Here is a 13,463-nt window from a genome sequence, read left to right as displayed (position 1 = left end):
CCTATTCGGCCGCAGTATCGACCAACCGGGTCAGCATCTCGTTCACCGGGGCCATCGTCTCGCCCGGATAGGTCCGGTGGCCGACGACGACCTTGCCGGGTTCGTCCACCGTCTCATAAACGAAGATCGTGTAGGGGCAGTGCTGGATATTGGTCGGATCGGCCTCCATCACCGTGCGGGACACGGTCGCCGAGCAGAAGCTGAAGATGTCGGCATGAGCGTAAAGATCCTTGGCGCCGCCCACATCCTCCTTTGTGCGGGCCAGCATGTCGCCGACATGGCTGGTCAGGTCGATCACCAGGCCTTCGTTCGTGATGCCCTGTTCGACGGCAAAGGAAACATCCTCGAAGGTTGCATCCACCACGCGGGTGTAGGGCTTGCCTGTCGCATCGGGCGCGGATGCGTCCTGCGCGACAGCCTGCCCATGAGACAGGGAAAGAACCAAAAGCGCGGCGCCGGCCTTGAAGGATATCACGTTCATCAGTCCATTTCTCCCGCTTGCATGAGGCGTATAAGTTAAGGTCCGGTTTCAGCCGGATCGGAAGGTGATGCGACGGCCGGGTCGGCAGCCTGCCAACCGGCGTCGCGCAGAAGGCTGTCCAGCAGGAACCAGAAGAACTGGTCACCAGCATAGCCTTCGATCCTGCCAACCTCGGTTCCGTCGGACAGAAGCACGAAGGTGGGCGTGAAGACAGGCGGCCGCCCGGTCAGGGTCACGCCTGACGGCAGTGCGGCCTTGATATCCAGCCGGTGCAACGGCGCGGCCTGGCCTTCGGCGGTCTTGGGATAGGCAGGGGCGATTTCCTCGTTCCACTGCTTGCAATAGCTGCATCCGTCGCGTTCGAACATCAGAAGCTGATACTGCCCCGCGGCGGCATCAACCGCCATTGCGCACAGCATCATCCATGCCGCAATCAGGGCGCGAGGGAAGATACATGCCGGGCGCAGATTCAAGATCACGGGGAACCGCATTGACGGATGATGATACGTATTCCAATATGATGATATAATGGTGTCATTGCAAGCATGGTGGGGAAGGACCTATCCGACCCGCTGAACGCTGCAGCAAGGTTGCCCATGCCCGAAATCACGTTTGGCGGGGCCGCCCTCGCAGGAATACTGTCCTTTCTGTCGCCCTGCATTCTGCCGATGGTGCCGTTCTATCTGTGCTATCTTGCCGGCGTCTCGATAGCCGAGATCAAGGGCGGCGAGGGCCTGGATCCTTCAGCGCAGCGACGGCTGGTTGTCGGGGCGATTGCGTTCTCATTGGGTGTCACGACGATCTTCGTCATGCTGGGCCTCGGCGCCACCGCGCTGGGGTCGGCCTTTTCGCAATGGCGAACGGAGCTGTCCTGGGTGGCTGCGGCGATCCTGGCGCTTTTCGGGCTGCACTTTCTGGGTGTCATCCGCATCCCGTTTCTTTACCGTCAGGCGCGGCTTGAAGCCTCGGGCGATCCGGCGACGCTGGCGGGGGCCTATGTGATGGGGCTGGCCTTCGGCTTTGGCTGGACGCCCTGCGCGGGACCGGCGCTTGCGGCGATCCTGTTCATGGCCTCGGCACAGGACAGTCTGTGGCAGGGGGCGGCGCTGCTGCTGGTCTACGGACTGGCGATGACCTTCCCCTTCGTCCTCATCTCGTTCTTCGCCCGGCCGTTCATCGCCTGGGTCGCACGCCATCAACGTCTGCTGGGTAACGTGGAACGGATCATGGGGGTCATGCTGATCCTGTTCGCGGTCCTCATCGCCACGGACGGGGTCAACCGGATCGCCGCCTTCATGGTCAACAACATGGATTGGAGTGCAACGACGCTATGACACGACTTTCTCTTGCCATGGGCCTTGTCCTGCCGCTTCTGGCGCATGCCGCCGTGGGGGGCACCGTTCCGCTGGGTGACGACGGGCTGCACAAGCCGGACTGGTTGAAGAACAGCTTCAAGGTGCTGGCCGAAGACAATCAGGAGGCAGCCGATGCGGGCCGCCATCTGCTGCTGATCGTCGAACAGCGCGGCTGCATCTATTGTGCGCAGCTTCACAACGAAGTTCTGACGGATCCGCGTATCGACAGCCTGATCCGAGCCAAATTCGATGTGGTGCAGGTCGACCTGTTCGGCGGCACGGAACTGACCGACCTGGACGGCGACATTCTGACCGAAAAGCGTGCCGCCGCGAAATGGGGCGTGACCGTGACCCCGACGCTGATCTTCCTGCCCTCCGACCTGCCGGCGGACAAGGATGCCGCCCGCGCCGCCATGGCGGTGATCCCGGGTGTCCTTGACGCCGACAATCTGCTGGCGGTGATGGAGTGGGCGATGGCGGGCGGGCCCGAGACCGGGCGCGACGTCCGCGAAGTGCTGTCCCGCTAGATCCGCCAGAACCGCAATGCTGCCTGACAGGAAGGAACCAAGATGCATATCGCCCGCCGCCATTTTCTGACCCGCACCGCCGCGCTGATTTCGGCGGCGGCGCTGCCGCTTGCGCCCCTGCGCGGGTGGGCCGTCTCGACCTTGACCGCGGGCGATCTGCGCATCGACAGCGTGTCAGACGGGCATATCGAGTTCCCGCCCGATTTCGCCTTCGCCATGATCCCCGAGGCCGAACGGGGCGATCTGCTGCGCAGCCTGGACATCGATCCGCTGGCCGTGGTGCACAGTCCGTTGAACATCACGCTGCTGCGTCAGGGCGACCGGGTCGTGCTGTTTGACGCGGGCTCTGGCCCTGACTTCGTTCCGACCGCCGGCACGCTGGTCGAAGGTCTTTCGGCCATCGGCGTCTCGCCCGAGGACGTGACGGACGTGATCTTCACACACGGCCATCCCGACCACCTTTGGGGTGTGCTGGACGACTTCGATGAGCCGCTGTTCCCCTCGGCCGACTACAGGATGGGTCAGGTCGAGTTCGATTACTGGACCGATCCCGCCACCATCGACACCATCGCCGAGGAACGCCAGTCCTTCGCCGTCGGGGCGCTCCGGCGCCTGACGGCGCTTGGCGACCGGATCGAGCGCTTTCAGGACGGGGCCGAGGTTCTTCCCGGCATCCGCGCGGTGATGACCCCCGGCCACACGCCCGGCCACATGTCCTTCGAGATCGGCAGCCCCGGTGACGGCCTGTTCGTGATCGGCGATTTCGTCACCATGCTGGCGGGCTTTGTCCGCCCGGATCTGGGCACCTCCACCGACGACGACCCGGCGCTTGCGGCACAAACGCGGGCCGCCATGCTCGCCCGGCTGGCGGATGAGGGCTGGACGGTCCTCGGCTATCACTTGCCGGACGGCGGCATCGGCAAGGTGATCCGCGATGGTCAGGCATTTTCCTTTGAAAGCGAGGCATGAAGATGCGGTTTGACACACGCTTGATCGCGACCGCGACGCTGCTGGCGGTGCCGGCAACGCTGGCGAAAGCTGATGACACCCCGGACAAATATCCGGACTCGGTCCTTTATGATGCGCCGATCAAGGTGGCCGAAGGGGTCTATAGCGCGATTGGCGCGACCCAGCCGCCGACCTATGAAAACGCGGGCCACAACAACAACCTGTCCTTCATCGTGACCTCGGACGGCGTGGCGGTGATCAACGGCGGGGCGTCCTGGAAGCTGGCCGAGGCCCTGCACGACGAGATCGGCAAGATCACTGACCAGCCGGTCAAGCTGGTCATCAACGAAAACGGCCAGGGCCATTCGATGCTGGGCAACAGCTATTGGACCGCGCAAGGGGTGCCCATTCTGGCGCATGAGGAAGCAGCGGCCGACTTCATCGATACCGAAGGACCGCGCGGGCTTGAGGCGCTGAAATCCTATGCTCTGGAAAATGCCGAAGGCACAACCATCGTGGAGCCGACGGAAACCTTTACCGACCGCAAGGACATCCAGATGGGTGACACGCGGATCGAGGTGCTGAATCTCGGTCCCGCCCATTCGCCCGGCGACACGCAGGTCTGGCTGCCGGGCAGCAAGGTGCTGATCGCGGGCGATATTGCCTTTTCCGAACGGATGCCGCCGATCTTCGAAGGCACCTGCATCCTTTGCTGGATCGAAACCTTCGAAACGGCGCTGGAACCGCTGGGGGCGGAGATCATCGTTCCCGGACATGGGGCGCCCACCGATCTTGCAACAATCCGGCACGCGACCATCGACTACCTGAAGGATCTGCGCGCCAAGATCGCCGAACATCTCGACAATGGGGGCGACTTGTCACAGGCCTATTATGTGGATCAGTCCCAATGGGAATGGATGGACACGTTCGAGGAGCTGGCCACCAAGAATGCAGGCGTCGTCTTTTCCGAAATGGAGTTCGAATGATTGCCGATGCGGGCAGGCCGGACTACACCGCTTCCCCACCCCGCTGATCGATCAGGCGATCCGTGGCCATGCCGCCGATCCACATCGAAAACAGCGCGACCCATGCCGTCAGCGCCATGACCGATGTGCCCGACAGGCCGTTTCCGATTGAACACCCGCCCGCCAACATGCCCCCGAAACCCATCATCACGGCGCCAACCATGGCCCGGCGCGTCTGCCCGGCGCTTTCGAAGCCCTCAAATCTCAGGGCGCCGCCGGCCCATGCCGCCAGAAAGGAGCCGATGAAGACGCCCGGCACCAGGCCCAGATCGAAGCTCCAGCCATCGAACGGCACCAGCATGGCCATCAGCGTGTTGGCAGAGGGGCCGGTAAAGGTGACGGAAGTGACCGTGACGGGATCGAAGGCGATTTGCGACAGGCTGAAGGTCAGAAAATAGCCGATCGCCACGGTCACCCCCACGCCCGCACCGAATATCAGTATGCCCGGCGCGATCCGGTTCCGCCGCGCCAGAAACAGCGCAAATGCGGCGCATATCAGGCCGACGGCAAGCGCGCTCCAGCCGGGCAACCCCAGGGCGACGGACAGATCGACATTGCGCCCGCCGGGCGTAGTCCAGAGCTGCGCCAGCTCCAGACGCGCGCCGGCAAGCCAGCCATACAGCGTCATCTGCGCTGTCACGGCAAACAGCAGGCCGCTGAGGATCGAGCGCAGATTGCCGGTCGCCGCCAGCACCAGAAGGCGGCCGGGGCATCCCCGCGCAAGCACCATGCCCGCGCCAAAGATCAACCCGCCGATGATCGCCCCGCTGACGCTGCCGGTGACGGCCATCATCCGCGCGGTATTGGTATCCATCAGCCCGAACAACCAGCCCGCCTGAACCCAGATCACAGCCGAGGAGAAGGCCAGCAGCCACACCGCCATTCGCGGTCCCAACCTGCGGCGGGAAAATTCGACTGTCGCCGCGCGAAGGCAAAAAGCGGATCGCTGCGCCGCAACGCCGAAGAAAATTCCCGTCACCAGCCCCAAAAGGGCCGCGGTGGGTAAATCTCCTAATCTGTCCGTGATGGGCGACAGGTCCATGATGGTTCTTCCTGCGGCATTGCAGGTCGGCGACGCAGCTTCTGCCATTGTGCGATCCGCGCGCAGCAGTGCCCGTTCAAGACGCCTGACATGCAGCGGAACCTGAATTGTTCATGTTCGCTCCTATTGCCGTACAGGGCCGAGGGATCATGTCAACCCTCGTCGAGGGCTGTCCATGGCTCAACGGCGAATGCATTGCTCGAGCCGGCCTGTTCGGGCTGGAACTGGAAAAAGACACCGCGACCCGTATTGATTGGGGCGTCCAATACAGCCTCGCTCAGCTTTCTGCGGATGTCCCGATGCAAGCAATGATGACGCGCGAGGGAGATCATCGACAAATCGCCGTCGCGCGGAAACGAACCTCGGAACAAGGGGCCAGCAAGCGGAGAGAGAACGCGGCCGCACGGCGAATAGGCCTGCACCACCCCATCTCTGGACAAGCTGACCGTACCGTCGTTGTTTTCGTATATATTATCGTATTCATGGGGCAGCAGTTGTTCGCCCTTTGGGCCGGTGCAAACGCTTGGGTATGAACGGGAAAAGCGATCAGGCCGCAAACTGCAGGGGGCATTCCGAAGCCGCTTTCTCCTGCGGGCGCTGCCTTGTTCGCGAAAGTCGAGATAAAATCAAACAATAACAACGCCCAAAAAAAGGGTAATGGCGGAAGAGGAGGGAGTCGAACCCACCGAAGGCGCCGCGCGCCCCCCGCCGGATTTGAAGTCCGGGCACCCCACCGGGGATGTTGCTCTTCCAAGATCACGGATATGGTCGCCGCGTTGGTGCGTCAATCGCCACGGCGATTATTCAGGCTGTATACAGCAGCTGGTCATGCGGTTTTCGATTATAATGTATTGATTTAAAAAGGCAGCGCAGCTTGTGCCAGCTGCGTCTGTGCGGCGGATGCCGATTGTAGGCGGGGCCGGTGATCGCCAAATCCGGTCCGGCATCGTCCGGGGTCAAATGGCGCGTCAGTGCACATGCTGCTTAGAATTCAAGCAGCCTGCTTGATGTCTCGGCATTTGCGCCGAGGCGCCGGGGATTAAGCAACGTCTGCCGGGGCTGGCTCTCATCATTGCCTCATCGCGGCATTACGGTTGCCTCATGTTCGATGCGGTTCATATGCAGCGCAGTGAAGGCGTGGCGCGGGTGGCCCTGAGCGGGGGGCGACTGGTCGAGCTGTCGCAATCCGGCAGTGCCAAGGCGCTGCTTCCGCGCTGCCATGGCGCGCGGCCCGAGATCGTTTTTCTGAACACGTCAGGCGGCCTGACCGCGGGCGACCGGCTGGATTATCGTGTCGATCTTGGCCCCTCGACCCGCGCCACCGCCACCACCCAGACGGCGGAACGGGCCTATCGCGCCGAGGGCGTGTCGGCGCAGGCACGGGTTACGCTAAGCGTTGCGGCGGGCGGGATGCTGGATTGGCTGCCACAGGAAACCATCCTTTTCGACGGTGCGAGTCTGGACCGGGAAACGGTGGTGGACCTTGCGGAGAACGCCAGCTTTCTTGGGCTGGAAACCATCGTGCTGGGCCGGGCTGCGATGGGCGAGACGGTGAGCCGGTTGTCGCTGTCCGACCGGCGCATCATCCGCCGCGCAGGCCGGATTGAAGTCTTTGACCCGTTCCGGCTGGACGACAGCAGTCTTGCCCGTGGTAACGCGCCGGCGCTGTTGCAAGGCGCGCGCGCCATTGCCGTGCTGATCCTTTCCGCCCCCGGCGCCGAGGTTCAACTGCCGGCGCTTCGTGCCGCGCTGACCGAACCTGATGTCACTGCCGCTGCCTCGGCGCTGCCGGGGCGCGTCGTGCTGCGCGCCCATGCGCCCGACGCCTGGCCGCTGCGTCGCCAGATGATGCGCCTGATCGAGACACTCCGGCCGGGCGCGCTGCCCCGCGTCTGGCAGTCATAGGAGACGACATGAACCTGACACCCCGCGAAAAGGACAAGCTGCTGGTCAGCCTCGCCGCGATGGTCGCGCGCGGGCGGCTGGACCGCGGCGTCAAGCTGAACCACCCCGAGGCGATCGCCCTGATTACCGATTACGTGGTCGAGGGCGCGCGCGACGGGCGCAGCGTGGCCGACCTGATGGCGGCCGGCGGCACCGTGATCCGCGCAGATCAGTGCATGCAAGGCATCCCCGAAATGATCGAGACCGTACAGGTCGAGGCCACCTTTCCCGACGGCACCAAGCTGGTGACCGTTCACCACCCGATCCGCTGAGGCGAATGATGAAAAAGACCCTGATCCTGCTGACCCTTTTGCCCTCTGCCGCGCTTGCCCATACCGGGCACGATTCCGGCAGTTTCGCGACCGGCTTTGGCCACCCGTTCAGCGGTGCCGACCACATGCTGGCCATGGTGGCGCTTGGACTGCTGGCCGCGCAGGTTGGCGGGCGCGCGCTTTGGGCGCTGCCGCTGGCCTTCGTGGGGGCCATGCTGGTCGGCGGCCTGATGGGTGCCGCGGAGATGCCCTTCCCAGCGGTCGAGCCGACGATCCTCGCCTCCTGCATTATCCTCGGCGCGCTTGTCGCGATGGCGGTGCGGCTGCCCCTGCCGTTGCTGCTGGCGGGCACGGCGATCTTTGGCGCGGCGCATGGCTGGGCGCATGGGGCGGAAGGCCCGGCCAGCGGGCTCGCGGTCTATGCGGCGGGCTTTGCGGTGGCGACGGCGGCCCTGCACGGGCTGGGCATCGTGTCGGGCAAGGCGATCCCGGCGCTGGCGATCCGTGGCGCGGGCTTTGTGGCGGCACTTGCCGGGGTCACTCTGGCAGTGGCGGGCTGACATGATCCCCGGCGAAATCATCCCGGCCAAAGGCGCCATCACCCTGAACGAAGGCCGCGAAAGCCTCACCCTGATGATCGCCAATACCGGCGACCGACCCGTGCAGGTCGGCAGTCACTATCATTTCGCGGAAACCAATCCGGGGCTGGAATTCGACCGCGCGGCGGCGCGCGGCATGCGGCTGGATATCCCCGCCGGCACCGCAATCCGCTTTGAACCCGGCCAGAAGCGCGAGGTTCGGCTGATCCCCTATGCCGGCGGGCGCGAGGTCTGGGGCTTCAACAGTCACGTCATGGGGGCGCTGTAATGCCGGTTGAAATCTCTCGTGCCGCCTATTCAGACATGTTCGGCCCCACGACCGGCGACCGCGTCCGCCTTGGCGACACCGACATCATCATCGAGGTCGAACGCGACCTGACCACCTATGGCGAAGAGGTCAAGTTCGGCGGCGGCAAGGTCATCCGCGACGGCATGGGGCAAAGCCAGATCACCCGCGAAGGCGGGGCGATGGATACGGTGCTGACCAATGCGCTGATCCTCGACCACTCGGGCATCTACAAGGCCGATATCGGGCTGAAGGACGGCCGCATCAAAGCCATCGGCAAGGCGGGCAATCCCGATACGCAGCCCGGCGTCACCATCATCATCGGACCGGGGACCGAAATCATCGCCGCCGAGGGCCGCATCGTGACGGCGGGCGGCATCGACTGCCACATCCATTTCATCTGCCCGCAGCAGGTCGATGACGCGCTGCATTCCGGCATCACCACGATGATCGGCGGCGGCACCGGGCCCGCGCATGGGACGCTTGCCACGACCTGCACACCGGGGCCGTGGCATATCCGTCGCATGCTGGAGGCCGCCGACAGCCTGCCGATGAACATCGGCCTCGCCGGCAAGGGCAATGCCTCGCGCCCCGAGGCGCTGGTGGAACAGATACGCGCCGGGGCCTGTGCGCTGAAACTGCATGAGGATTGGGGCACCACCCCCGCCGCCATCGACTGCTGCCTGACCGTGGCCGAGGATCACGACATTCAGGTGATGATCCATACTGACACGCTGAACGAATCCGGCTTTGTCGAGAATACGTTGAAGGCCATCGCCGGCCGCACCATCCATGCCTATCACACCGAAGGCGCGGGCGGTGGCCACGCGCCGGACATCATGCGCGTGGTCGGCAGCCAGAATGTCATCCCGTCCTCGACCAACCCGACGCGGCCCTATACCCGCAACACGATCGAGGAGCATCTGGACATGCTGATGGTGTGTCACCACCTCGACCGCGCCATCCCTGAAGACGTGGCCTTCGCGGAAAGCCGTATCCGGCGAGAGACGATTGCAGCAGAGGACATCCTGCACGATCTGGGCGCATTTTCGATCATCAGCTCCGACAGTCAGGCCATGGGCCGGGTGGGCGAGGTGATTACCCGCACATGGCAGACCGCCCACAAGATGAAGGTGCAGCGCGGCAGGCTGGCGGGCGAGACGGGGCAGAACGACAACCTGCGCGCCCGCCGTTACATCGCGAAATACACCATCAACCCGGCGGTGGCGCATGGGATCAGCAGCCATGTCGGCAGCATCGAGGTCGGCAAGCGCGCCGATCTGGTTCTGTGGCACCCGGCATTTTTCGGGGCTAAGCCGGAAATGTCGCTGATCGGTGGGCAGATCGTCATGGCGCAGATGGGCGATCCCAACGCCTCGATCCCGACGCCGCAGCCGATGTATTCGCGCCCGATGTTCGGCGCGCTTGGCCGGGCGGCGCAGCAGGCCTCGGTCGCGTTTGTGTCGCGCGCCGGGCTGAACCGTGGCTGTGGCGAGGGGCTGGGCAAGGCGATGATCGCGGTCGAGGGCACGCGCGGCATCGGAAAGCGCGACATGCGGCTGAACGATGCCACCCCGGAAATCGAGGTCGATCCAGAGACCTACGAGGTCCGCGCGGATGGCGCGCTTTTGACTTGCGAGCCGGCGACCGAACTGCCGCTCGCCCAACGTTATTTCCTGTATTGAAGGAGGTTCTGATGCATTTTCTGGCTCATGGCGATGAATTGGGCGTCGCCGTTGCGGTGCTGCCCTCGGATCATGGCCGCAAGGTCGTCGGGCGCGTAGTGCTGGACTATGACGCCCGCTGCCTGCGCCGCAAGCGGCTGGCGACCGAGGGCGGCGCGGCCTTCATGGTCGACCTGCCGCAGACGGTCAGCCTGGACCCCGGCGCGGCATTCGCGCTGGCAGATGGGAACGCGATCGAGGTGGTCGAAGCGCATGAGCCGGTCCTGCGGATCGAGGGCGATCTGCCGCGTCTGGCATGGCATATCGGCAACCGGCATTGCCCCTGCGAAATGGCCGATGACCATCTGATAATTCGGGCGGATCCCGTGCTCGAGGACATGCTTCGCAAGCTTGGTGCGAAGGTTGTGAAAGGCTTCGCGCCCTTCCGGCCCGAAGGTGGGGCTTACGGCCATGGACGGACATTCGGTCATTCGCACTGAAGTCATCCAGCCGGGGGCACGCCTGCTGGCTGTCCAACTGCTGTCCCCGGCCTTTCCGACCGGGGCCTTCGCCTATGCGCAGGGGCTGGAATGGGCGATGGATGCGGGGCTGGTCAGCGATGGTGGGGGGCTGGCGCGTTGGCTGAACGACGTGCTGGAACATGGCAGCGGCTGGTCGGATGCGGTGATCCTGTCGCTGGCGCTGCGCCCCGGCGCGGATCACGCGGGGCTGGACGATCTGGCCCGTGCCATGTGCCTGACATCCGAACGGCTGACGGAAACGCTGGAACAGGGCCGCGCCTTTGCGGCGACCTCGGCCGCGCTGACCGGCACCAGCGATGCCCCTGCCGCCCTGCCGGTCGCGGTCGGCCGGGCGCTTGCCGGGCTGGATCTGGCCCGGGCAGAGATTATCGGGCTTTACCTGCACGGGCAGGCGCTGAACCTGATCCAAGCCGCCGTCCGCTTCATGCCGCTTGGGCAGGCAGAGGGGCAGCGTATCCTTGCTGGACTGTCGCCCGTGATCCTGCGGTTGGCCGCGCAGGCCGCCGACGCGACCGAGGATGATCTGGGCGGCTGCGCCATCGGCGCGGACATCGCCCAGATGCAACACGAAACCATGACAGTCAGGATTTTCCGCACATGAGCACCGGACCCCTTCGCGTCGGCATCGGCGGCCCCGTGGGCGCTGGCAAGACAACGCTGACCATCGAACTCGCTCGCCTGCTGGCCCCGCGCCTGTCGATGGCGGTGGTCACCAACGACATCTATACCCGCGAGGATGCCGAGGCGCTGATGCGCGCGCAGGTGCTGCCGCAGGACCGGGTGCGCGGTGTGGAAACGGGCGGCTGTCCGCATACCGCCATTCGCGAAGATGCCAGTATCAACCTGGCCGCGATTGCCGACCTGACCTCGGCGCTGCCGGATCTGGAACTGGTGCTGATCGAATCGGGCGGTGACAATCTGGCGGCGACCTTCAGCCCGGAACTGGCCGACCTGACGATCTATGTGATCGACACGGCTGCCGGGCAGGACATTCCGCGCAAGAAAGGGCCGGGGCTGGCGCGGTCAGATCTGCTGGTGGTGAACAAGACCGACCTTGCGCCCTATGTCGGGGTCGATGCCGACCTGCTTGAAAGCGATGCGCGCACGGCGCGCGGGCCTCGGCCGGTCGTGATGGCTGCCTTGCGTCAGGGCAGGGGCGCGGCAGATGTCGCGGAATTCATCATTCGCGAAGGCGGCTTGCGCCCGCGCGGGTAAGGATCTGCACCAAAATCGGGCAAACCGACGCGAAAGTGACGTCAAACGCGCCAAATGCCCTGATGGGTGACAAGAACCGCCAGCCCATCATTGCCCAAGCCGCAAGCAGCCGGTTTTCTGCAAGTGCGAAAGGCCGAAAAGGTCAGAGTGTGCGACGGCCAAACGCCTTGGAAACGGGGCCGCCGCACGGGTGCAACATCGTTGCCGCACCGCTTTAGCACCGCGCCCGGCTGCCGGGAAGCGGGCAGATCGGTGCGGCCCGAAAGGGAAGAAGATGCAGGGATTGAAAAGGATACTGGCAGGCTCGGCGCTGGGTCTGGTGCTGGCCGGTGGCGCGTGGGCGCAGGACGACACGATCAAGATCGGCGTGCTGCATTCGCTGTCGGGCACGATGGCGATTTCGGAAACCACGCTGAAGGACACCGTCCTGATGATGGTCGAGCAGCAGAACGCCAAGGGCGGGCTTCTGGGCAAGCAGATCGAGGCGGTGGTGGTCGATCCGGCCTCGGACTGGCCCTTGTTCGCGGAAAAGGCGCGAGAGCTGATTTCCGATCAGGGCGTCGATGCGATCTTCGGTTGCTGGACCAGCGTCAGCCGCAAATCGGTGCTGCCGGTGATCGAGGAACTGAACGGCCTGCTGTTCTATCCGGTGCAGTATGAGGGTGAGGAATCCTCGAAGAACGTCATCTATACCGGCGCCGCCCCGAACCAGCAGGCGATCCCTGCGGTGGATTACATGCGCGACGAATTGGGCGTCGAGAAATGGGCGCTGCTGGGCACGGACTATGTCTATCCGCGCACCACGAACACCATTCTGGAAGCCTATCTGAAGGATAGCGGCACCGCGCAGGACGACATCTTCGTGAACTACACGCCCTTTGGGCATTCGGACTGGTCGAAGATCGTCGCGGACGTGGTGGCGCTTGGCAAGGACGGCAAGAAGGTCGGCGTCGTGTCCACGATCAACGGCGATGCGAATGTGGGCTTCTACAAGGAACTGGCCGCCGCGGGCGTCAGCGCCGATGACATCCCGGTCATGGCCTTTTCCGTGGGCGAGGAGGAGTTGTCGGGTCTGGATACCGCCAACCTCGTCGGGCATCTGGCCGCCTGGAACTATTTCGAAACCGCCGACACGCCCGAAAACGCCGCCTTCATCGAGGAGTGGCACAAGTTCACCGGCAATGAGGAGCGCGTGACCAACGACCCGATGGAGGCCACGATGATCGGCTTCAACGCATGGGTCGCGGCGGTCGAAAAGGCTGGCAGTACCGAAACAGACGCCGTTCTGGACGCGATTGTGGGTGTCGAGGTGCCGAACCTGACCGGCTCGATGGCGACGGTGTTGCCGAACCATCACCTGACCAAGCCGGTCCTGATCGGCGAGATCCGCGACGACGGCCAGTTCGACATCGTCAGCGAAACCGATCCGGTGCCGGGCGATGCGTGGACCGACTTCCTGCCCGACAGCGCCGTTCTGGATGCCGATTGGCCGGGCAAGGAATGCGGCATGTTCAACACCTCAACGAACAGCTGCGTTCAGGTGCAGTCGAATTACTGACCGGT

Annotated in this window: 17 protein-coding genes and 1 tRNA gene; 14 read left to right on the top strand and 4 right to left on the bottom strand. The window is 64.3% G+C overall.

The window, feature by feature from the left end:
• Position 1: 1 nt before the first annotated feature.
• The gene (locus G7044_RS14090) at positions 2–481 is read right to left on the bottom strand and encodes a DUF302 domain-containing protein (RefSeq protein ID WP_166329974.1); all 480 of its coding nucleotides are present in this window, start codon (positions 479–481) and stop codon (positions 2–4) included.
• Between the two features lie 35 nt (positions 482–516).
• The gene (locus G7044_RS14085; RefSeq protein WP_235931321.1) at positions 517–903 is read right to left on the bottom strand and encodes a thioredoxin domain-containing protein; all 387 of its coding nucleotides are present in this window, start codon (positions 901–903) and stop codon (positions 517–519) included.
• Between the two features lie 174 nt (positions 904–1,077).
• On the opposite strand from G7044_RS14085, the gene G7044_RS14080 reads away from it, so the two are divergent.
• From G7044_RS14080 to G7044_RS14065, 4 genes are read left to right on the top strand one after another with little or no spacing between them, the layout of a single operon-like run.
• A complete protein-coding gene (locus G7044_RS14080) occupies positions 1,078–1,815 on the top strand; it encodes a cytochrome c biogenesis CcdA family protein (protein WP_166329970.1) in 738 nt (245 codons plus the stop codon).
• Entirely contained in the window at positions 1,812–2,363 is a 552-nt protein-coding gene (locus tag G7044_RS14075; RefSeq protein WP_166329968.1) for a SoxW family protein, read from the top strand. The genes G7044_RS14080 and G7044_RS14075 overlap by 4 nt, the downstream gene beginning before the upstream one ends.
• Positions 2,364–2,405: 42 nt before the next feature.
• Complete coding sequence (locus G7044_RS14070; RefSeq protein ID WP_166329966.1) at positions 2,406–3,332, top strand: MBL fold metallo-hydrolase; 927 nt, start codon at positions 2,406–2,408, stop codon at positions 3,330–3,332.
• Between the two features lie 2 nt (positions 3,333–3,334).
• Positions 3,335–4,297 carry an MBL fold metallo-hydrolase gene (locus tag G7044_RS14065; RefSeq protein WP_166329964.1) on the top strand — a complete coding sequence of 321 codons (963 nt, stop codon included), beginning with the start codon at positions 3,335–3,337 and terminating at the stop codon, positions 4,295–4,297.
• A 22-nt stretch (positions 4,298–4,319) separates the two neighbouring features.
• Here the strand turns inward: G7044_RS14065 and G7044_RS14060 are convergent, their stop codons facing one another.
• Positions 4,320–5,378 carry a YeeE/YedE family protein gene (locus G7044_RS14060; RefSeq protein ID WP_166329962.1) on the bottom strand — a complete coding sequence of 353 codons (1,059 nt, stop codon included), beginning with the start codon at positions 5,376–5,378 and terminating at the stop codon, positions 4,320–4,322.
• Between the two features lie 149 nt (positions 5,379–5,527).
• On the opposite strand from G7044_RS14060, the gene G7044_RS14055 reads away from it, so the two are divergent.
• Positions 5,528–5,911, top strand: coding sequence for a hypothetical protein (locus G7044_RS14055; protein WP_166329960.1), 384 nt, complete (start codon positions 5,528–5,530; stop codon positions 5,909–5,911).
• Between the two features lie 125 nt (positions 5,912–6,036).
• Here G7044_RS14055 and G7044_RS14050 read toward each other — a convergent pair.
• Positions 6,037–6,130 (bottom strand) — tRNA-Sec (locus G7044_RS14050).
• A 349-nt stretch (positions 6,131–6,479) separates the two neighbouring features.
• On the opposite strand from G7044_RS14050, the gene G7044_RS14045 reads away from it, so the two are divergent.
• The 9 genes from G7044_RS14045 (at position 6,480) to urtA (ending at position 13,458) form a co-directional block, all read left to right on the top strand.
• Positions 6,480–7,283 carry an urease accessory protein UreD gene (locus G7044_RS14045; protein WP_166329958.1) on the top strand — a complete coding sequence of 268 codons (804 nt, stop codon included), beginning with the start codon at positions 6,480–6,482 and terminating at the stop codon, positions 7,281–7,283.
• Between the two features lie 8 nt (positions 7,284–7,291).
• The gene (locus tag G7044_RS14040; RefSeq protein ID WP_166329956.1) at positions 7,292–7,594 is read left to right on the top strand and encodes an urease subunit gamma; all 303 of its coding nucleotides are present in this window, start codon (positions 7,292–7,294) and stop codon (positions 7,592–7,594) included.
• A gap of 5 nt (positions 7,595–7,599) precedes the next feature.
• Positions 7,600–8,154: a HupE/UreJ family protein gene (locus G7044_RS14035; protein WP_235931320.1), complete on the top strand. Its 555-nt coding sequence runs from the start codon at positions 7,600–7,602 to the stop codon at positions 8,152–8,154.
• A 1-nt stretch (position 8,155) separates the two neighbouring features.
• On the top strand, positions 8,156–8,461 hold the full coding sequence (locus tag G7044_RS14030; protein ID WP_166329954.1) for an urease subunit beta: 306 nt from the start codon (positions 8,156–8,158) through the stop codon (positions 8,459–8,461).
• A complete protein-coding gene (gene ureC, locus G7044_RS14025; RefSeq protein ID WP_166329952.1) occupies positions 8,461–10,164 on the top strand; it encodes an urease subunit alpha in 1,704 nt (567 codons plus the stop codon). Before G7044_RS14030 ends, ureC begins: the two co-directional genes overlap by 1 nt.
• An 11-nt stretch (positions 10,165–10,175) precedes the next feature.
• Positions 10,176–10,643, top strand: a complete 468-nt coding sequence (locus G7044_RS14020; RefSeq protein ID WP_166329950.1) for an urease accessory protein UreE — start codon at positions 10,176–10,178, stop codon at positions 10,641–10,643.
• The gene (locus tag G7044_RS14015) at positions 10,615–11,286 is read left to right on the top strand and encodes an urease accessory protein UreF (protein WP_166329948.1); all 672 of its coding nucleotides are present in this window, start codon (positions 10,615–10,617) and stop codon (positions 11,284–11,286) included. The genes G7044_RS14020 and G7044_RS14015 overlap by 29 nt, the downstream gene beginning before the upstream one ends.
• Entirely contained in the window at positions 11,283–11,900 is a 618-nt protein-coding gene (ureG, locus tag G7044_RS14010) for an urease accessory protein UreG (RefSeq protein WP_166329946.1), read from the top strand. The genes G7044_RS14015 and ureG overlap by 4 nt, the downstream gene beginning before the upstream one ends.
• 274 nt (positions 11,901–12,174) lie before the next feature.
• Positions 12,175–13,458 (top strand): urea ABC transporter substrate-binding protein, encoded by a 1,284-nt coding sequence (gene urtA, locus G7044_RS14005; RefSeq protein WP_166329944.1) that lies wholly within the window; start codon positions 12,175–12,177, stop codon positions 13,456–13,458.
• The last annotated feature ends 5 nt before the right edge of the window (positions 13,459–13,463 follow it).

The organism is Paracoccus xiamenensis (assembly GCF_011308835.1).
GTDB classification, from domain to species: domain Bacteria; phylum Pseudomonadota; class Alphaproteobacteria; order Rhodobacterales; family Rhodobacteraceae; genus Paracoccus; species Paracoccus xiamenensis.
Note: the sequence above shows the minus strand (reverse complement) of the source record. Positions and strands in the feature narration are given on the sequence as shown.